This window comes from Neptunomonas qingdaonensis (assembly GCF_900113275.1).
Lineage (GTDB): Bacteria > Pseudomonadota > Gammaproteobacteria > Pseudomonadales > Balneatricaceae > Neptunomonas > Neptunomonas qingdaonensis.
In genome coordinates this window covers 138,372-157,532 of the sequence record NZ_FOOU01000002.1, presented here as the reverse complement: position 1 = coordinate 157,532, position 19,161 = coordinate 138,372, and the positions used below count along the sequence as shown (strand labels likewise).

General features: G+C 46.2%; 14 protein-coding genes and 1 tRNA gene. 3 read left to right on the top strand and 12 right to left on the bottom strand.

Annotated features, from left to right (window positions below):
* Window positions 1-173 precede the first annotated feature (173 nt).
* Window positions 174-3,167 (top strand): TrlF family AAA-like ATPase, encoded by a 2,994-nt coding sequence (locus BM099_RS03645; protein ID WP_198064057.1) that lies wholly within the window; start codon window positions 174-176, stop codon window positions 3,165-3,167.
* 142 nt (window positions 3,168-3,309) lie between these two features.
* Here the strand turns inward: BM099_RS03645 and BM099_RS03640 are convergent, their stop codons facing one another.
* The 4 genes from BM099_RS03640 to BM099_RS03625 are packed head-to-tail and all read right to left on the bottom strand — an operon-like array spanning window position 3,310 to window position 10,385.
* Complete coding sequence (locus BM099_RS03640; protein WP_090724578.1) at window positions 3,310-6,408, bottom strand: type I restriction endonuclease subunit R; 3,099 nt, start codon at window positions 6,406-6,408, stop codon at window positions 3,310-3,312.
* On the bottom strand, window positions 6,405-7,706 hold the full coding sequence (locus tag BM099_RS03635) for an ATP-binding protein (protein ID WP_090724575.1): 1,302 nt from the start codon (window positions 7,704-7,706) through the stop codon (window positions 6,405-6,407). Before BM099_RS03635 ends, BM099_RS03640 begins: the two co-directional genes overlap by 4 nt.
* 1 nt (window position 7,707) lies before the next feature.
* Window positions 7,708-8,799 carry a restriction endonuclease subunit S gene (locus BM099_RS03630; protein WP_177201076.1) on the bottom strand — a complete coding sequence of 364 codons (1,092 nt, stop codon included), beginning with the start codon at window positions 8,797-8,799 and terminating at the stop codon, window positions 7,708-7,710.
* 32 nt (window positions 8,800-8,831) lie between these two features.
* The gene (locus BM099_RS03625) at window positions 8,832-10,385 is read right to left on the bottom strand and encodes a type I restriction-modification system subunit M (protein WP_090724569.1); all 1,554 of its coding nucleotides are present in this window, start codon (window positions 10,383-10,385) and stop codon (window positions 8,832-8,834) included.
* Window positions 10,386-10,952: 567 nt separating this feature from the next.
* Here BM099_RS03625 and BM099_RS03620 point away from each other — a divergent pair.
* Window positions 10,953-11,029, top strand: a tRNA-Ile gene (locus BM099_RS03620).
* A gap of 139 nt (window positions 11,030-11,168) precedes the next feature.
* Here the strand turns inward: BM099_RS03620 and BM099_RS03615 are convergent.
* The 4 genes from BM099_RS03615 to BM099_RS03600 all read right to left on the bottom strand — a co-directional run bounded on the left by BM099_RS03615 (window position 11,169) and on the right by BM099_RS03600 (window position 13,632).
* A complete protein-coding gene (locus BM099_RS03615; RefSeq protein ID WP_090724567.1) occupies window positions 11,169-12,359 on the bottom strand; it encodes a tyrosine-type recombinase/integrase in 1,191 nt (396 codons plus the stop codon).
* Between the two features lie 196 nt (window positions 12,360-12,555).
* Window positions 12,556-13,017, bottom strand: a complete 462-nt coding sequence (locus BM099_RS03610; protein ID WP_090724566.1) for a hypothetical protein — start codon at window positions 13,015-13,017, stop codon at window positions 12,556-12,558.
* Window positions 13,018-13,071: 54 nt separating this feature from the next.
* Window positions 13,072-13,431 (bottom strand): hypothetical protein, encoded by a 360-nt coding sequence (locus BM099_RS03605; RefSeq protein WP_090724564.1) that lies wholly within the window; start codon window positions 13,429-13,431, stop codon window positions 13,072-13,074.
* An 18-nt stretch (window positions 13,432-13,449) separates the two neighbouring features.
* The gene (locus BM099_RS03600; RefSeq protein WP_090724561.1) at window positions 13,450-13,632 is read right to left on the bottom strand and encodes a hypothetical protein; all 183 of its coding nucleotides are present in this window, start codon (window positions 13,630-13,632) and stop codon (window positions 13,450-13,452) included.
* A 215-nt stretch (window positions 13,633-13,847) separates the two neighbouring features.
* On the opposite strand from BM099_RS03600, the gene BM099_RS20235 reads away from it, so the two are divergent.
* Window positions 13,848-14,027 carry a hypothetical protein gene (locus BM099_RS20235; RefSeq protein ID WP_143083722.1) on the top strand — a complete coding sequence of 60 codons (180 nt, stop codon included), beginning with the start codon at window positions 13,848-13,850 and terminating at the stop codon, window positions 14,025-14,027.
* Between the two features lie 412 nt (window positions 14,028-14,439).
* Here the strand turns inward: BM099_RS20235 and rpoD are convergent, their stop codons facing one another.
* From rpoD to rpsU, 4 genes are all read right to left on the bottom strand, one after another.
* Window positions 14,440-16,284 (bottom strand): RNA polymerase sigma factor RpoD, encoded by a 1,845-nt coding sequence (rpoD, locus tag BM099_RS03595; protein WP_090724559.1) that lies wholly within the window; start codon window positions 16,282-16,284, stop codon window positions 14,440-14,442.
* A gap of 161 nt (window positions 16,285-16,445) precedes the next feature.
* Window positions 16,446-18,239, bottom strand: a complete 1,794-nt coding sequence (gene dnaG / locus BM099_RS03590; protein ID WP_090724557.1) for a DNA primase — start codon at window positions 18,237-18,239, stop codon at window positions 16,446-16,448.
* Between the two features lie 32 nt (window positions 18,240-18,271).
* Window positions 18,272-18,721 (bottom strand): GatB/YqeY domain-containing protein, encoded by a 450-nt coding sequence (locus BM099_RS03585; protein ID WP_090724555.1) that lies wholly within the window; start codon window positions 18,719-18,721, stop codon window positions 18,272-18,274.
* Between the two features lie 63 nt (window positions 18,722-18,784).
* Window positions 18,785-19,000, bottom strand: a complete 216-nt coding sequence (rpsU, locus tag BM099_RS03580) for a 30S ribosomal protein S21 (protein WP_028471240.1) — start codon at window positions 18,998-19,000, stop codon at window positions 18,785-18,787.
* Window positions 19,001-19,161: the final 161 nt, after the last annotated feature.

Sequence of the window (19,161 nt, the reverse complement as noted above, 5' to 3'; positions counted from 1 at the left end):
GCTTGTTCTGACCTCCGAATAGTTGTTGTCTGAGCAGGTCGAGCATCATTGCCTGGATTGGTGTCAGCTGCTGGCCAAAGTGGATTTCGTTAGGGGAGATAATTGGAAGTGGCTAGATACCAGACTTTCACTTAGAATCTGTAAGCTTTAGGAGATATCACTAAGGACTAATAATGACTAATGGAGTAAGGATGATAAGTCGAGGTTCGCAATGGCGACGCTGGGAACCACATATTCACGCCCCTGGAACTATTCTCAACAATCAATTCAAAGGCGATGACCCTTGGGGGGAGTACTTAACGGCACTTGAGGAACTTACTCCAAGAGTAGAGGCTATAGCGGTCACCGATTATTATGTGACTGACACCTATGAACAGGTATTGAAGTACAAAGTAGATGGCAGGCTACCTGACGTTCAGTTGATATTCCCAAATATTGAGCTTCGGTTGGATGTCGCTGCTAAATCTGGATTTGTGAATATTCATCTCCTTGTTAGCCCTGAAGACCCAGAGCATGTCACTGAACTACAACGAATACTTACTCGTCTGCAGTTTCTGGCTTATAGCGATCGGTTTGATTGCACACGAAGTGAATTGATAAGGCTTGGGAAGCGCGCAAACCCCAGTATCATTGACGACCATGTGGCGCTACAGCACGGCGCAACACAATTCAAAGTCAATTTTACGCAGCTACGAGAAGTCTATCATCAGAGTGAATGGGCTAAAAATAACATCATCATAGCCGTGGCTGGGGGAGTGAGTGATGGAACATCTGGCGTACGTCAGGCTGCTGACACCACTATGCGCCAAGAAATAGAGACGTTTGCTCATATAATATTCTCTAGCAGCGCCGCACAACGGGATTTCTGGATTGGGCGGCGTAGCGTTGATGCCGAGGAATTGCGTGAGCGATATAATGGCTGTAAACCTTGTCTTCATGGCAGCGACTCGCATCACCTGAAGACAGTTGGGCAGCCTGTTGAAAACCGTTTCTCTTGGATTAAAGGTGGCGTGGAGTTTGATGCTTTACGTCAAGCATGTATCGACCCAGAGGGACGAGCATTCGTTGGGGCTGAGCCACCACCTTCTGCTATGCCATCTCAAGTCATTTCCGATGCTTCGATAGCTGACGCGACTTGGGCACAAACGCCCCAAATACCTCTCAATCCAGGCTTGGTCGCTATTATAGGCTCCCGAGGCTCCGGAAAAACTGCTCTTGCAGATATGATTGCTGCAGGGTGCGATTCCATTTCGCCGATTGTGTGGAATGCAAGCGAAAATACCAGCCCGTCCTTTTTATCTCGTGCAAAACCACTTATTGGGGATGCGACGATTACTCTTACTTGGGGAGTTGGAGGGGAGGCTACGCGGGCATTGGATGGGCGAGATGCCAACGGGCATCTTTTATATCCTAGAGCTAGGTATCTGTCGCAGCAGTTCGTCGAAGAGCTATGTTCGTCAAATGGTGTCTCGGATGGGCTTATAAAAGAGATGGAGAGGGTAATCTTAGAAGCTCATCCTCTTGATGAGCGTGAGGGTGCTATTAATTTCGAAGAATTTCGAGAGTTCCGGACCAGCCGTTTCCGACAGGCTAGAAATCGGGAGTCTGAAGCTATATCTGATCTTTCTGATCGAATAGCTATCGAACTAGAAAAAGAGAATTTGGTGAGCACGCTTCGGACCCAAGTTGCTCAGAAGAAAATATTGATCGATAACTATAAGACGGATCTTGCCAAACTTGTTGTTAAGGGTACGGAAATACAGGTCAAACGCCATGAGGAGCTTGGGAAGTTTGCTGAAGCTCTTAGGGAGAAGATTCAAGCCTTTACAAATCAACGCCGTACTTTCATTACAATGCAGGATGAGGTCTTAAGCACTCGCGCAACAAAGGCTCCAGAGCTACTTCGTCAGGCACGGGATCGACATAGTCAAAGCGGGCTTGATGATAGTCAGTGGGAAGATTTCTTACTTATTTATAAGGGGAATGTAGATGCTAGTCTGGCCGGATATGTGGCATGGGCCGACAAAAATATTGCCGAACTTAACGGCATGCCTATGCTGCCTAGAGATCCAAGCACTCCTTTCATAGCAGATGATGTTGATCTTGGAACGCTGAACCTAACAACGATCGTAACTGAGATGACTCGATTAGAATCGTTGTTCAGTGCTGATAAGGTGGTTCGGGACCAGTACGCAGCACTGACTAAGCGTATTGGAAAGGAGGCTGCCGTTCTTAAGGGGCTTGAAGCAAAATATATTGATGCGGAGGGGGCGACTCATCGTAAGAAAGGTTTACAAACTGAGCGTGACGATGTGTATGGACGAATTTTTGAGGCTGTTATAAACGAGCAATCTGCGCTCGCTGAGCTCTATGGGCCTTTAATGGAGAGGTTAGCAGCTTCTTCCGGGACATTAGGCAAGCTTGGTTTTTCTGTTCGAAGAGTAGTTGATGTCAAGAAGTGGGGGACATTTGCCGAGGAAAATCTTCTCGATCGACGTAAATCCGGTCCCTTCAATGGTCGTGGATCTTTAACTGTTCTAGCGGAAGAGAAACTTAAGCCTGCGTGGGAAAATGGTGATGCTGCCGTGATACAAGGAGCAATGACAAGCTTTATATCGGCCTATATACAAGACTTGCTTGCCCATGCGCCTTATGCGCCTGAACAGCAGACAGAATATAAAACGTGGTTGAAACAATTCGCTCATTGGCTTTTTGGAACTGATCACATCTCAGTTCGGTATGAAATTCTATATGATAGAACTGATATTCGTAAGCTTTCGCCCGGGACTCGGGGGGTTGTATTACTTCTACTATATCTCGCCTTGGATGAAACTGATGACCGGCCACTGATAATTGATCAACCAGAAGAAAACTTGGACCCTAAGTCGGTAAATGATGAGCTTGTGCCGCTATTTATAGCCGCAAAAGCCAAACGACAAGTCATTATGGTCACGCATAACGCTAATCTTGTAATCAACACCAATGCTGATCAGATTATTATTGCTGAAGTAGGGGCGCATCAAGAAGGAGGACTGCCTCCTATCACGTATCGAGCAGGAGGATTAGAAAATTCGCATATTAGGAAAGCTGTATGCGATATTCTGGAAGGTGGGGAGTCAGCATTTCAAGAGCGCGCTCGACGCCTTCGCGTTCGCTTGGAACGATAAATATACACTCTGAGTTTGATGTGCTTTTGCTGCAATCCCGACGACTCGACGCTGCAATGGCGTCGGGTCGTCGGTACGTCGGTTGGAGTCACTACATCCAAGTTGTTGGTCATACTCTGTAGCCAGCAAGCCTCTACATTTTCTAGATTTTCCCACCCACCCCTTTAAACTTTTCGACAAACGCTGCGATCTTTTGAAAAACGCTTTGTTTCTTAGTCAAATATTGCGGGTTTAACGGGCTCATCTTCGGCAGTATCGCGTTGAGTTCTGTACCGGCGTCGCTGGCATACTCACGCTTGAGTGAGTTAGTTATATAACGTTTGGCAGCTTCTGTATTCAGCTTTTCGGTGTTAATTAATTCTTGTGCCTCACGCTGCTGTTCGGCTTGGGCGAAAATAAAGAAGGTCTCAATTACGTTAGCTTTATCACCAATTTGCTCCAAGTTGGTCCGATTTATGAAATCCACCAGCAAGCTTTCTTTGGCGCGATTGCCAAGGCTAGCACGAATGACTCGACGTACTTCGTCAATTAATTCAGCTTTGCTTTTGGTTTTTTTGTTGTGCTCAAAGATCAGTTCCAGGATGTAATCCAGGTTAATCTCTTGGGATTTCAGCAGGTCGACCTCAAATACCACATCATCCCAATCGATCGTCGACTTTGTATCGTCGCCAGCGCTCTTCTGACTGCGTAACCAGTCACGAATGTCGTTGTAGGTAGAGCGATAATCCTGAATCTTCCGCTCGGCAGGGAGGCGGATCGTTTGCAGTACTGCTAGATCGTCATCATTCAAATAGTGCTCTGCTTTAAACTCCTCGACAGCCACCGAGTCATTTATATCCACGCTTTGTAGGGCCTTGAGGCTGGCAAATTCATCGTAGTTTTGTAGCACATTCTCCATGCGCAGGTATTCGCCAAAGAGTTTGGCGAAGTCTTTCTTGTCAGACTCTTTTTCGATGGAGGAGGGATCAGGAAAAGACTCTTCCAACTTTCGCACTACCTCCATAAAGCCGCGTCTGGTTTCACCGGTGACGATATCAGTAAAACCTTCCATGTATTCCTTGTAACTCTTTTCCAACACTACGTTTTTGGTGTTTTTGTCGCCAAACAGTGTGATGGCATCCACAGTCGCCTTTTCCAGATGGCGGAAGGTGACGATATTGCCAAACGTTTTGGTGGCATCATAGATGCGGTTGGTGCGCGAATAAGCTTGCATCAGACCGTGGTAACGTAGGTTTTTATCCACAAACAGGGTGTTGAGCGTCGGTGCGTCAAAACCAGTGAGGAACATGCCCACCACAATCAGTAAGTCGACTTCCATCGATTTAACCCGTAGGGCTAAATCGCGGTAGTAGTTTTGAAAACCGTTACTATCCACACTGAAGTTGGTTTTAAAAAAAGAGTTGTAGTCGCCAATTGCTGCGGTTAGAAACTCTTTGGCGCTGCTGTTCATAGCCGAAACATCAAAGCTTTCGTCCAGAATATCGCCTACCGCATCTTGCTCTTCATTGGCGGCATACGAGAAGATTGTGGCAATTCTTAGAGGTTTGTCGCTTCCCGCCTGTAATGTATTCAACGATTCATAATATAGCTTGGCCGCATCCACGCTGCTCACAGCAAACATGGCGTTAAAGCCCTTAGCATTGGCTTTTAAACGATGGGTTTTATGGCGAAAGTTGTTCAGAATATACTGAGATACTTCGCGGATCCGCACTGGATGCAACAGTGCTTGTTTATTTTCTGCTGCGTTAAGCTTTTTCTCGTCCTGCTCGGTTTCAATATCTTTAAACTTCGGGCGCACATCGTTGTAGTCTACCTTGAACTTGAGCACCTTTTCATCGCGTATTGCATCGGTGATCACATAGGAATGCAGTTCCCGGCCAAATACGCTGGCTGTAGTTTCGGCACCTAACGCGTTCTGTGGAAAGATGGGGGTGCCGGTAAAGCCGAATTGATAAAATCTTTTGAATTTCTTCTTCAGGTTTTTCTGTGCTTCACCAAATTGGCTGCGATGGCATTCATCAAAAATAAACACCACTTGCTTACTGTAGATGGGTAAGTCCCCTTCGCCTTTCATCAGGTTGTTAAGTTTCTGAATGGTAGTCACGATGATCTTGTTATCGTCTTTATCCAGATTGCGCTTTAAACCTGCGGTACTGTCGGAACCATTGACACTATCAGGCGAAAACCGCTGGTATTCCTTCATTGTCTGGTAGTCGAGATCTTTCCTGTCGACCACAAAGAATACCTTATCGACGAACTCCAGTTCGGTCGCCAGACGTGCCGCTTTAAAACTGGATAAGGTTTTACCAGAACCGGTAGTATGCCAAATTAACCCGCCACTTTCTGGCTTGCTCCAACTTTTAGACTCGAAAGAGCTTTTCACCTTCCACAAAATACGTTCGGTGGCGGCAATCTGATAGGGGCGCATCACCAATAGGGTATCGCTCACATCAAACACCGAATAATGCAGCAATACATTCAGCAAGGTGTTTTTCTGAAAGAAGGTGACGGTAAAGTCTTTTAAATCCTTAATCAGGCTATTATCAGCCTCCGCCCAGTTCATGGTGAAGTCGAAACTGTTTTTGTTGCGCTGTGTCGTATTGGCAAAATAGCGGCTATCGGTGCCATTAGAGATCACAAACAGCTGTATATACTTATACAGAGAATGCTCGCTGTTAAAGCTTTCTTTGCTGTAACGGTGTACCTGATTAAAGGCTTCACGTATGGCGACGCCGCGTTTTTTTAGCTCAATTTGCACAAGCGGCAAGCCGTTGACCAGAATGGTTACATCGTAGCGGCTTGCATGGCTGCCAGTTTGCTCAAACTGCTTGATCACCTGCAACTTATTGCGGGCAATGTTCTTTTTATCTAGCAGGTAGATGTTTTTAATACGACCATCGTCAAACACAAAGTCGTGAATATAGTCATCGTGGATTTTGCGGGTTTTATCTACGCTGCTGTCACTGGGTTTATCGAGATAGGTCTCCACAAAACGCTGCCATTCTCCCTCAAGAAACTGCACGCTATTCAAGGTTTGCAGCTGCACGCGCACATTGGCCAGCATCGCCTCGGGGTTATTCAGATTGGGTAGGTATTCATAGCCTTGGTTAGCTAAATCCTGAATTAGCTCCCGTTCTAGGTCATTTTCGCTCTGGTAGCCTTCTGCTACCTGCCATTCCTTGGTGTATTTATCGAGTACGATAAAGTTATTGGATTCAGCGATTGTTTTGTAGTTGGTCATTGTGCTTCCTGCTTCTTGAAACCATAGGTTTGGATCAAATATTTCAGTAACTCATCCAGTTTTTCTTTATCTTTCTCTTCAACATCTGCGACCTCCTCTCCGGCATGGGCAGAGTGACTGGATAGATTTAAAATTCTATTAGCAAATGGATCGGGCTTATCTTCGGCTGTTTTCGGCAGTAGCGCAGGCCAGTGGTTGTAACCAAGGAATGTGGCCATCTTCTCCAGAATATTCCTGACGAAGCTGAAGTGATATTTTCTAATTTGTCCGCTCTTGATGGCATTCTGAAGTTCGGATAACAGAAATAGGTGATAAGAGAAAGGGGAATCAGTTGGCTGCTCTAACAGCTCAAAATTGCCATCCGCCTTTTCTAGTCGGTACTTTTTAAACTCCTTGTTTGCGTTATAAGATAGCTTGTATGTACCGTCAGCCTGCTTTTCATAAGCTTTGTTGCTCAACTCATTGCAGAGCACGTTATAAAAAAGCGGACTATGCGTTGTGACGACAAACTTAAGATCGGATTTGCTCGACTTGATCAAGTTTGCCAGATCGACCGCCAATTCAATTAAATGGCTGTCATCCAAAGAACTTACTGGATCATCAATAAATACGTATTCTAGGCCATCAAATTTATCAGTTATCCTGTTTGTGGCATCAGACTCATTAAGCGTAGATATCACCTGCTCTAAAAGTGTGTATATAACACTCCAAACAAAGTTACTCTCCTCGCCTTTGGAGATTTTTATTCTTTCGTATTGTCCTTGAATAACTGCGCTATCGTCGCTGGTTGTTACATTGGGGCTGTTAGATTCAACAGGTTTATGAGCCGCTACTAGGAAGCTAACCTCAGAAAAAGTAGGGATAGTGATTTCCACCTCCTTCCCACTGTAATCTTTGGTCTTGTGCTTATACACTTCATTAAAGGTCGGGGTGGCTTTGCTTCCCGTATATCGCTGAAAGTTCGTGACGATATTGCCATCTTCGCCCAATTCTTGGAGCAGTGTAATTAGCCAGCCTGTGAACGTATTTGGCTGTATCTTCAACTTAGGCTCTGAATCAGCCTCTAAATCGTTATCCCAGTAAAACAGGTCTTCGGTATTGGCGTTGTAATACAGAATTTTGCTTCGGGACAGCTCGGCTTCGTTACCGCTCTGGTCATTGGTGCTTTTGGGGGCGATTAATTCCTTAAAGGCACGCGACAGGCGTGTTTTTCCCATACCATTGAAAGCATAGATAAGCGTTGCCTTTTTATCGTTCTCATAAAGCTCTAAAGCCAATTCATCAAGAGATTTTCTCATATCAAGCCGCTACCTCGGCATCCGGCTTGGGGAAGCTCAGCAGCAAATCGCGGTAATACTCGTATTGCTTTTGGCGTAGTTCGATTTCGCGAGGTAAGCCTTCGGAGATGGAGTTGGTCAGGGTGTCGAATTTATCGAGGATGGCAACGATGCGGGCTTGTTCTTCTGCTGAAGGGATAGGGACTATCATTGCTTTCAACTGGCCAGCAGTAAGTAGAGGCTGGCCAGCGCCTTTAACGAAACGATTTAAGTTCAAATTCACAAGGTAATAAAATAAATACTTCAAACTAATATTGTCTTTCACTTTAAGCATCAAAGTATTGTCGGAAACATCGTATTTGCCGTTTGCAATATTTACACGTCCTGCATTAGCACCGACCCTTGCAACCAAAATCTGTTCAATTTCGTAGACCTTATTATCTGTTCTTCCAATGATCCCGGTTGATCCATAAACGGGAAATTCACCAACTTCCGATTTATCTTTGTTCTTTCCTGATGAAATGCTTTCGCACACATCCCCCAGCGTCTTCCACTCCACTTCCTCTTCTTCAAAACTCAACAACTGGTCGCGATAATAGTTGTATTGTTTTTTGCGCAGTCTAAGCTCGGCGGTCAGCTCGGCGGTCATGGCGGTAAATGCGTCCAGAATGCAGACGATTTCGGCCTGAATTTTCAGAGATTTTTTGGAGTTGTCTGGGCAGGGGATTGGGATAAAGAGACCTTTCAGTTGTCCCCCTGTTATCAAGGGCTGGCCAGCTCCCTGAGCAAATTGGTTTAGCCCTATGTTTACAAGATAGTAATACAAGTACTTCAGAGCGACACCTTCTTTGTTTTGCACAATTAGCGTGTTGTCGGACACGTCATACTCACCTTGAGCTATATATACTCGCCCAGCATTGGCACCAACCCGCGCAACCAAAATCTGTTCGGTTTCATATACTTTGCTATCTGTTCTTCCAATTACACCGGTAGAACCGAAAACTGGATAAAGGCCATCGTCACTTTTTTTCTTGTTTTTACCAGATGAAATCTTTTCGCAAAGATTTCCCAATTCAGTCCACTCTACCTGAGCCCCATCCAGCAGTTTTTTCATTATGTGCCCTTTAGAGTAAAAACTCACGAAGCTCATACGTCCTGCTCCTCGCCTTCAATTTCCGCCACAATCGCATCGATGTCTTTGCGCAACAGGTCAATCTTGGCGACTGTGGTTTTTAGTTCGGCATTGAGTTGCGTTATATCCACCACTTCGCGGGTGTCTTTGACTTCCACATAACTGCTCACCGACAGGTTATAGTCTTTAGCTACCTCTTCATAGGATACGGATATGGCGAGGTGATCTACTTTCTTCTTGCTATCGAACACCTCCATGATCTGCTTGATATGTTCGTCTGTCAGAGTGTTGTTATTGGTTTCTTTTTTAAATAAACCGCTGGCATCAATAAACTGCGTATTGGTGTCTTGTTTGTGTTTGGAGAGCACCAGAATATTAACGGCAATGGTGGTGCCAAAAAACAGATTAGGCGCGAGCGAGATCACTGTTTCTACATAGTTGCTATCCACCAGATATTGGCGGATTTTCTGCTCGGCACCGCCACGATAGAAAATGCCGGGAAAACAAACAATGGCTGCTCGGCCTTTGCTGGAGAGGTAGCTTAGTGCGTGCAGCACAAAGGCAAAATCAGCTTTGGATTTAGGTGCGAGTATACCGGCTGGGGCAAAACGATCATCGTTGATCAGGGTTGGGTCATCGCTGCCTTTCCACTTAACCGAGTACGGTGGATTGGAGACGATGGCATCGAAGGGCTTATCATCACCAAAGTGCGGGTCGGTTAATGTATTACCTAGCTGAATATTGAACTTGTCGTAGTTGATGTTGTGCAAAAACATGTTCATTCGAGCGAGGTTGTAGGTGGTGTGGTTGATCTCTTGTCCCCAAAAACCGTCTTCAATAATGTGGGCATCGAAGTGCTTTTTGGCTTGCAGCAGTAGGGACCCGGAACCCGCTGCCGGATCGTAAATCTTATTGACGCTGGTTTGTTTGTGCATGGCCAGTTGGGCAATTAGCTTGGAGACATGCTGCGGGGTGAAGAACTCTCCACCGGATTTGCCGGCGTTGGCCGCATAGTTTGAGATAAGGAATTCGTAAGCATCACCGAATAGATCGATGTTGCTACTATCAAAATTACCAAAATCCAGCCCTGCTACACCTTTGAGGACGTGGGCCAAGCGGAGGTTTTTATCCTTTACCGTATTACCCAGGCGATTGCTAGTGGTATCAAAGTCGGTAAACAGGCCTTTGATGTCACCTTCCGAGGGGTAGCCACTGGCCGAGGCCTCAATGGCTGCGAAGATGGCCGCTAGATCAGTATTTAAGCTTTCATTGTTGTTGGCGTCTTTAACAATAGTCGTGAACAGTTGGCTAGGGTAGATAAAGTAGCCTTTGGTTTTGGTGGCATCGTCTTTGATGTCTGGCGTGATGACGCTATCGGATAGCTCGGCGTATTTAATGCTCTCGTCATCGGCTTCGATATAGCTGGAAAAATTTTCACTGATAAAGCGATAAAACAGGGTGCCGAGTACGTATTGCTTGAAATCCCATCCATCGACGGCGCCGCGTACATCGTTGGCAATGGCCCAGATCTGGCGTTGCAAGGCGGCGCGTTGTTGGGTGCTTGTCATGTTGTTGTTCCTGATTTAGTAAGTGCTATGAAATGTGTTATCGAGAGACCTTTACCGCTGACTCAGATGATAAATCGAAGTGTTTGTATCTAGGGAAACATTATTCTCAGGAGATATGGGTTCATCCTTGTGTGGAGGCATCGTTCAGAAAAACGAAAATTAACTATCCACTGTCAATTGTTAGAAAGCTATTGAAATCCATAATAAAACACTGCACTCGTAAGTAGAAGTGATTAGGGATATTTCCTCTTCAAACTGAGTGACGTAACCGACGCCCTGTCGCTTGGAAAGTATGTGGTCGTCACGTCGTCTCTTCGTCAGACTAAGGGTAGACCATTCACGTTAGGACTGTTATCGGGCAATAAGCAGAGGCAGCCCGTAGCACCGTATTTTGTGACTACGGGTATCAATCCAGGTTCAGTTGTTTTGATTAACCGGCAGACTTCACGAAGTAGATCAGGCGCCAGAAATGGACAGCTTTCAGTACTTGCTGTTTTTTAAGTATTTTTCTGAATGTAATACTTGGCTTATTTATCCGATCTAGGTATGATTTGCGCTCTTCGGTGGGGGCCTTTAGCTCAGTTGGTTAGAGCGCTCGACTCATAATCGATCGGTCGCAGGTTCAAGTCCTGCAAGGCCCACCATTTCTTACCCTATCAGCGCCACCTTTTATTGCTCTCATATTTGCTGCCCTTTGCTTGTTCGTACAAAAAAAGAACGTATAGCAGGGAGCTCCGGTAGAGCTCATTTCCTTTAATTCCCCCCGCTATTCACTAACTTTAACTAGCCTGCTTTAGCCTCCTGTACGAAGTCGTTTACGTGGCTACTGACGTTTCGAAGTCGATCAGAGGCTAGGTGAGCGTATCTTTCCGTTGTCTGTGAATTGTGATGTCCTAGCAAATGTTGGACGTCGTACAGTGTGGCTGACCCGCTGTTGATCAGAATGCTTGCGAAGGAATGTCGTAGATCGTGAACTCGTAGCTGATCCATCCCGCCCGCTTTCTCCTTGATGCGAGCAAACGCTTTCTTCGGATGTGACATTGGTTTGCTACCCGCTCGACCTGGAAAAATGTGGGGATTTCCTGCCCGTTTGTTCTGCTTCTGATCTTCCAAAATGGCTACCGCACCATCATTGAGTAGCACCGTTCTGGATTGACCTGCTTTGGTGTGTGGTAGAAAAAGACAGGCTCCTTGATCGGTGTACTCTAGTTCTTTCCATTTGGCACTCAGAATCTCACCGATGCGCATTCCGCTCAACAGTGCCAATTTCAGTGCGTTTTTAGCGGTTGCGTTGGGCTCTTCATCACATGCTTTCAGAAAACGAGCCACTTGCTCTTTACTGAGGAAGACATTGCGTTGATTGTTTTCCTTCAGCTTCTTGATCAGAGATGCAGGATTAATTTCTAGGTAGCCCCACTCGCACGCTAGACGGAACATTCGATGAATCAGGGATAGCACTCGATTGATTGTTGCTGGCTTCAATTGACCCTTCTTGCTGTCTAGGACTTTCTGTACGTCTTGCTTACTGATGTCAGTGAGTCGACGGTCTTTCCAGACGGGGTACAAGTGATTGTTGAAGATTCCAATGTCACTTTGGACCGTACGTTTGTTAGCGTGGGCGTAGGGTAAGTAGTGCTCTTCTGCAAACTGTTCGAGAGTGAGTACCGCCCGTCGTGTGCTTCGCTCTTCCTGCGGATCAATGTCGTTGGAAACCATCTTCTTGAGTTCATTAGCCTTGAGGCGGGCATCCTTCACATCAAAGGGACCATGCTCACCGATTTGGATGGCTTTCTTCTTTCCAAAAATGGAGTAGCGCAGTAAGTATCGTTTTCTACCCGCACGGTTCACGATCAGGCGGAGTCCGGTACAGGCTTCATCGGAGTACTCTGTTTCTCGGCTCGCACTGTCGGAAGGTGTGGGGGGAAGTTCATCAATCAGTTTTTTACTGAATTTGAATCGGCATGAAGAGGACATGTTCGGCTCCTTAGCGTGTGCTTGGCGCACTCGCTGATTATGCACGTTGGGAAAATGCGCCGGAGTCAGACCGGCGCGTAGTGTGTCAGGCTTTAATTGCCTTGCAATGAATTGTTAGAGCAGTCCTAGACCAAAAAACTATGCGAGATTGATCTACCCGATTGATCTGGCGGATGGAAGAAGTTGTGAATGGGCCTCACTCTACTTGTTCTGATGCCTTGCTCGATTTCTTCGGTAGCTCAGAAATAACTTGATGCTTCCACTTGTCAAAGTCCCCTGTTAGTAGGTGCTGGAAACAATTGCTCTCGTGAGGGCTGATTAGTTGCTCTTGCCTCAGTACGGCTGCCAGGAAACCCGCATTGTTGGCGCTCTTACCCTGTGCGAAGACGGGACGTAGACGTGTAGAGCTGAAGGGTTTTGCTTTGTTGAATGTGGCATCAAAACATTTCTCAATCGTTTCTACTGGAATCCATTCATCCGAGAAATAACCACCAGTCCCATTGGAGGCGATTCGTAGATGTAGTTGTTTGGTTTCAGCGTGGATGCCGATCTCGTACGTCAGTTCGTCGGTACTTTTGGGACTTAGTTTCGGAGCTGATCTTTGACGGATCTGATTGATTGGTAGGTTTTGATGTTCTTCTTTCTTTTTCGTAGACATAGGGGCTCCTTGAGCATCAGCTCAATTGGAAATTAATTGTGGTGAATTAGTGGGTCAGTCTAAAGAGGGGAGCAATTGGTCCAGTCGGTCATCAATACCGGTAGGGAAAACTAAGTAGTAGCCACCGCCGCCATCTGTCGTGATGGTCAATGCTATTGTCCAGTGAGCATTTAATGGGATGACAAACTCTGGCGTGTTCAAGATGCTGGTAAGTTGAGGGTTGTCGATGAAGATCTGATTTAGATTGTCGTTTTGTTCGATCAAGAACAGGTGAGTCGTTTCCTGTTTCCAGAATTTAGCGGCGCAATCGACGCTTCCGAAGGGAAGTTCAATCAACTCTCGGTGCAACTGTGTCAGTACTGTCGGGTCAAGTGGCAACTCTCCGACATTCTCAGGACTGGAAATCTGTTTCATGGCTCATCTCCCTCCCGGCTAGTCAGTTGGGCCAAGAATGACACCTAGCACTCCGCCGACGATGCCGCCAGCAGCAGTCCCGACGACGGGGATGAACGATCCGAGCCGTGCGCCTGCTAGCATGCCAGTAATTCCTCCGCTGATGCTTGGTTCAACACTGTAGGAAGCGTTGTTTTCTGTTGATGTGTAGTGAATTGACATGGGCTGTAACTCCTAGTGGTTAAGGAACATAGAAAATGATCAAAGACCTACGAGGGGCTTTGATCTTCTGCTTAGTTTTTATATCTGTTTGTACTAGGGTTTGTTACGGAGGGCAGATTGGTGGATGCATACCAGTTGGGTGCTAGGTAGGTGTGTTGGATGATCTGTCTAGAGTAAGCGTATGTACGGAGTAGTGATGGCTTGAGGAGTGGTTGATGAGTTGTTTTTGGGGCTGTTTTCTTGCTCGTGAGATGCCGTATCGCTGGGTCTCGTTGGGCAGTATCGAGAAAAGAAGTCCATTACTCACCGTCAATGCTGCGTCGAATCGTCAAGTCGTCGGTAGCGGTATTGTCCGAAGAGAAGCCTGCCGGTTCATGGCCGGGGTGTCGTTGTAGTTTTGGTAGCTAGGGAAGGAGTTTGTAGTCTGATTTGACGTCCCGACGCTTCGACGCAAACTTTGCTCTATGGTTCTACGCATCATGTATGACGTTTTCAGATCTGGTATCGCTTTTTCGCAGCCGTCGAAAAGCCGTCAGTAGTCTGTGTTGTGCCGCACTTGGTGGTGGATTGTGTCAGGTTTTATAGGGGTGATTCTAGAGTCCGGAGACGGACCGGAGGGGAAAGGTCAGTACAAATTGAGATGTTAGAAGTGTGTTGAAAATGAAGGTAAAAACAATAAAACGGACGCGAACGTCCGTTAAATTATGAGTCCGGCGCTCTAACCAACTGAGCTATAGGCCCTAAAAGAGTCGCCAATAATACAGATTCTGGATCATTGGCGCAATAGATTGATATGCAAAGAGAAAACTATTCGTCCAAGAAGCTGCGTAAGTGATCAGATCGGCTTGGGTGGCGTAGTTTTCTGAGTGCTTTTGCTTCAATCTGGCGGATACGTTCACGTGTTACGTCAAACTGTTTGCCTACTTCTTCAAGAGTGTGATCAGTATTCATATCAATACCGAAACGCATTCTCAGAACTTTGGCTTCACGTGCAGTGAGTCCGGCCAGTACTTCTCGAGTCGCTTCACGCAGGCCTTCGCCAGTTGCAGAGTCGACAGGGGAGGTGTGGTTACCATCTTCAATAAAGTCACCGAGACTTGAGTCTTCATCGTCACCAATCGGCGTTTCCATCGAAATGGGTTCTTTAGCAATTTTCAGGACTTTCCGGATTTTATCTTCTGGCATTTCCATGCGTTCTGCCAACTCTTCAGGGAGTGGCTCGCGCCCCATTTCCTGAAGCATCTGGCGAGAGATACGGTTCAGCTTATTGATCGTTTCGATCATGTGAACCGGAATACGAATGGTGCGCGCCTGATCGGCAATCGAGCGGGTAATTGCTTGTCGAATCCACCAGGTAGCATAAGTTGAGAATTTGTAACCGCGACGATATTCGAATTTATCGACGGCTTTCATCAAACCAATGTTGCCTTCCTGAATGAGGTCGAGGAATTGCAGGCCACGGTTGGTATATTTTTTGGCGATAGAAATAACCAGACGCAGGTTGGCTTCCACCATCTCTTTTTTGGCGCGTCGGGCATGCGCTTCACCGATGGATAAACGACGGTTAACGTCTTTAATATCGGCAAGAGAGATCTGGGCTTCTTCTTCAAGTTGAATAAGCTTACGTTGGGCGCGTTGTAGGTCTGGCAAATTGATTTTGATTGCGCGTGAGTACTCAGCGCCTGATGAGGCCATTTTTTCTAGCCAAGCAGGATCTGTTTCGTTGCCAGGGAACTCTTTGATGAAGAATATTCTCGGCATTTTACAGCGTTGTACACAAATACGCATGATGGTGCGTTCTTGCAAACGAGTACGTTCGATAAATTTTCTTACTCGCGTGACGAGTGTTTCGTAGAAGCGAGGAGATAGTTTGATCGGAGAAAATGAAGTAGCCAGCTCTTGCATTGCTTCGTTAAAAGCCTGGCTGTGACGACCTTCTTTTTCTATGGCCTCATAAACAGCCAGTAAATTATCTTTGATCAGAGTGAAACGTACGCGCGCTTCTTCTGGATCCGGGCCGCGATCACCTTCTTCTTCGTCATCGTCGCTATCGTCGTCATCACTATCGTCGTCATCACTATTCTCATCAACTTCGGGTGCATTTTTTAATGCCTCTTCAGCTAATGCGAGAATGACGCTATCAGGGTCGATGTAGCCGCTGAATATGTCGCTGAGGCGCCCTTCTTCCTGAAGTACTGAATTGTACGCTTCAAGAATGATTTCCACTGATCCTGGGAAGCATGAAAGTGCCGACATGACTTCACGAATGCCTTCTTCGATCCGTTTGGCAATGACAATTTCGCCTTCGCGTGTCAGTAGCTCAACCGTACCCATCTCGCGCATATACATGCGGACTGGATCGGTAGTGCGGCCGGCATCAGACTCCACTGCGGCTAGTGCGGCAACCGCTTCTTCATCAGCATCTTCTGATGAATCGCCTTCTTTCATCAGAAGGGTTTCAGCATCGGGTGCTTCTTCAGACACAGGAATACCCATGTCATTGATCATGCGGATTATATCTTCGACCTGATCGGGATCAGCGATATCTTCAGGCAGGTGATCATTCACCTCAGTATATGTAAGATAGCCTTGTTCTTTACCGCGAGCTATCAGTTCTTTGAGACGAGATTGCTGCTGAGAGATGCCAGTCATAGATGTCCTACGATGATGCGATTTGAACTACAAAAAAAGTGAGCGCGACATTATAACGTTGAGCCCATGTCAAAGCTAGTTTTAACCCGTGTTGAGCGTTTTACAGGTATAACCTTAGTCTATTTATAGATTGTTGGGATGAAATATAAAAAAACAACTGCTTATTTTCTGGATATTAGATATGTCAGGCGCTTTTTTTCATCATGACTCAGGGTTGAAAGTGATTTCTTTTGTAATTTCTCCAGTTCTGAGTCGTGCTGGCGTGATAGCAGTTTATTCCAAGCTTCGTCAAAGAGCTGATTTGGATCGCCACTTAAAACAGGATCCAGATGGGATATTTCGCTCAGTGTTAAAAGATGTTTGTTGAAATTGGCATCATCCCGCCAGTCGATCAGAAGCGGGCCCAGCGAGACTGTTTGTGTCTGCTGGAGGTATTGGATCAATAAAGCGAGTAGTTCAATATGCGGCTCATTCAATGAGGAGAGCGCTTCTGAATTTTTGACTTTCGAGGCCAGTGCAGGGTGGTGCAATAATAAGGATATTATATGGCTGCACAAGCTGGCTGTTTCTTTTGGTGCTGTGTTTGGAAATGTTTTTTGCGGCCTGAAAGTCGGTCTGCTGGCTGATTCGTTCGGCGTTGCGATAGACGGTGTGCTTTGAGCAAGGTTGATCGTGCTGTTTATTTGCTCAAGGGTAAGGCCGGTTACTTCGCATATTTTTTCCAGCATCATTTGTTGTAACAGGCTGGTTTTCATCTGCTGAATCAGGGGGAGTGCTTGGTTGCTGAATCTTGCCCGCCCGTCCATCGATGTCATGTCTACCTCTTCGGACAAGGATCGGAAAAAGAAGTCACTTAACTGCGGGGCTTCATTCAGGCGCTTTTCAAAACCTTCTTTTGATTCCTGGCGGATAAGCGTGTCTGGATCTTCGCCTTCGGGAAGAAAAAGGAAGCGTGCTTGCAAGCCGTCTTTAATGATAGGTAAGGCGGCTTCAAGTGCGCGTTCGGCAGCTTTTCTGCCGGCATTGTCGCCATCGAAACAAAAAATGATTTCTGGAACGGTTTTAAATAAACGTTCCAGATGCTGGGCCGTTGTTGCTGTACCCAGCGTTGCTACCGCATAGGTGATGCCAAATTGCGCCAGGCTGATGACATCCATGTAGCCTTCAACAATGATAATGCGTTCCAGTTTTGCTGATAGCTTGCGTGCTTCGTAGAGTCCGTAAAGCTCACGGCTTTTATGAAAAGTATCCGTTTCCGGTGAGTTCAGGTATTTAGGCTTATCATCGCCGAGAACGCGTCCGCCAAACGCTATAACGCGGCCGCGCATATCGCGGATGGGAAACATGATGCGTTCACGAAAGCGGTCGTATAGGCTATCTTTTTCTTCATGCCTGATGAGCATGCCGCTGGTTTCAAGTAGCTGTTGTTCTTGTGGTGTTGTGCCGAGTACTTTTAGTAAATTATCCCAGCCGGGAGGTGCGTAGCCGATACCGAATATATGCGCAATTTTTCCTGTCAAGCCACGTGACTTCAGGTAGGAAACGGCCTGATCTCTATGTTGGTGGGTCTTCAGCTGTTGTTGGTAATATGAGGCAGCGGCATCAAGAATGTTGTACTGTGCTTTGTATTCGTTGCGCTGTTGTTCCTGTTGCTCATCTCGTGGTACGTCAACACCGACTAGTTTGGCGACCTCCTCAACGGCTTGGGGGAAATCAAGGCGATCGTATTCCATCAGGAAGCCGATAGCATTGCCGCCTGCGCCACAGCCAAAGCAGTAATAGAATTGTTTGTCGGGGCTTACGGAAAAAGAGGGAGATTTTTCCTGATGAAACGGACAGAGTCCTGAGTAGTTCTTGCCGGACTTTTTTAGTTTAACGCGACCATCAATGAGGTCGACTATATTGACACGAGCTAAAAGGTCGTCAATAAAATTTTGCGGTATGCGCCCAGCCATATTTTACTCAATCATGGGTAATGATGAGGATCTTAACGTGTCAGACGCTCTTTTACGAGCTTCGAAACCATGCCCATGTCGGCGCGGCCTTGTAGTTTTGGCTTTAATTCTGCCATCACTTTGCCCATATCCTGAGCTCCGCTCGCACCGGTGGCGACGATAGCTTCTTCCAGGGCAGTCTGTATTTCTTCATCATTTAGCGATTGCGGCAAGTAGGTTTTAATCACCTCCAGTTCTTGTCGCTCGATGTCCGCCAGGTCAGTGCGGTTCGCTTTGTCATATTGTGAGATTGAATCGCGTCGCTGTTTAGACATTTTGTCCAATACAGTAATAATTCTTTGATCATCCAACTCAATACGCTCATCGACTTCGATGCGTTTGATTTCTGCCAAAATTAAGCGAATAGTTCCCAGCAGTGCTTTGTCTTTTGCACGCATTGCTGCTTTCATCGCTTCAGTAATCTGTTTTTTGAGTACTGGCATTATGGCCTGGCCTGTGTTGGATAATGGTTAAATCTCGAAAAGGTAACGCGTTCTAGCTAAATGCTAGTACATGCGTACGCGACGAGAAATATCACGAGATACTTTCTTAGCGTGACGTTTTACAGCGGCTGCTGCTTTACGTTTACGAACGGATGTTGGCTTTTCGTAAAATTCACGTTTACGAACTTCAGCAAGAACACCTGCTTTTTCACAAGAACGCTTAAAACGACGAAGTGCTACATCAAATGGCTCGTTATCTTTTACTTTTACTGCAGGCATGTTTACTTAAACCTAACTTAAATGAATGATAAATATCTCAGTTGAGATCAGTTCCCAAATGAGGCGATAAATTTTAAGGCCAAGAGTGACAATTGTCAAAGTGATATTCGTGTAATTGAGAGGTATATAAGCGATAATGTCGGCGTTTTCAGATATTAAGT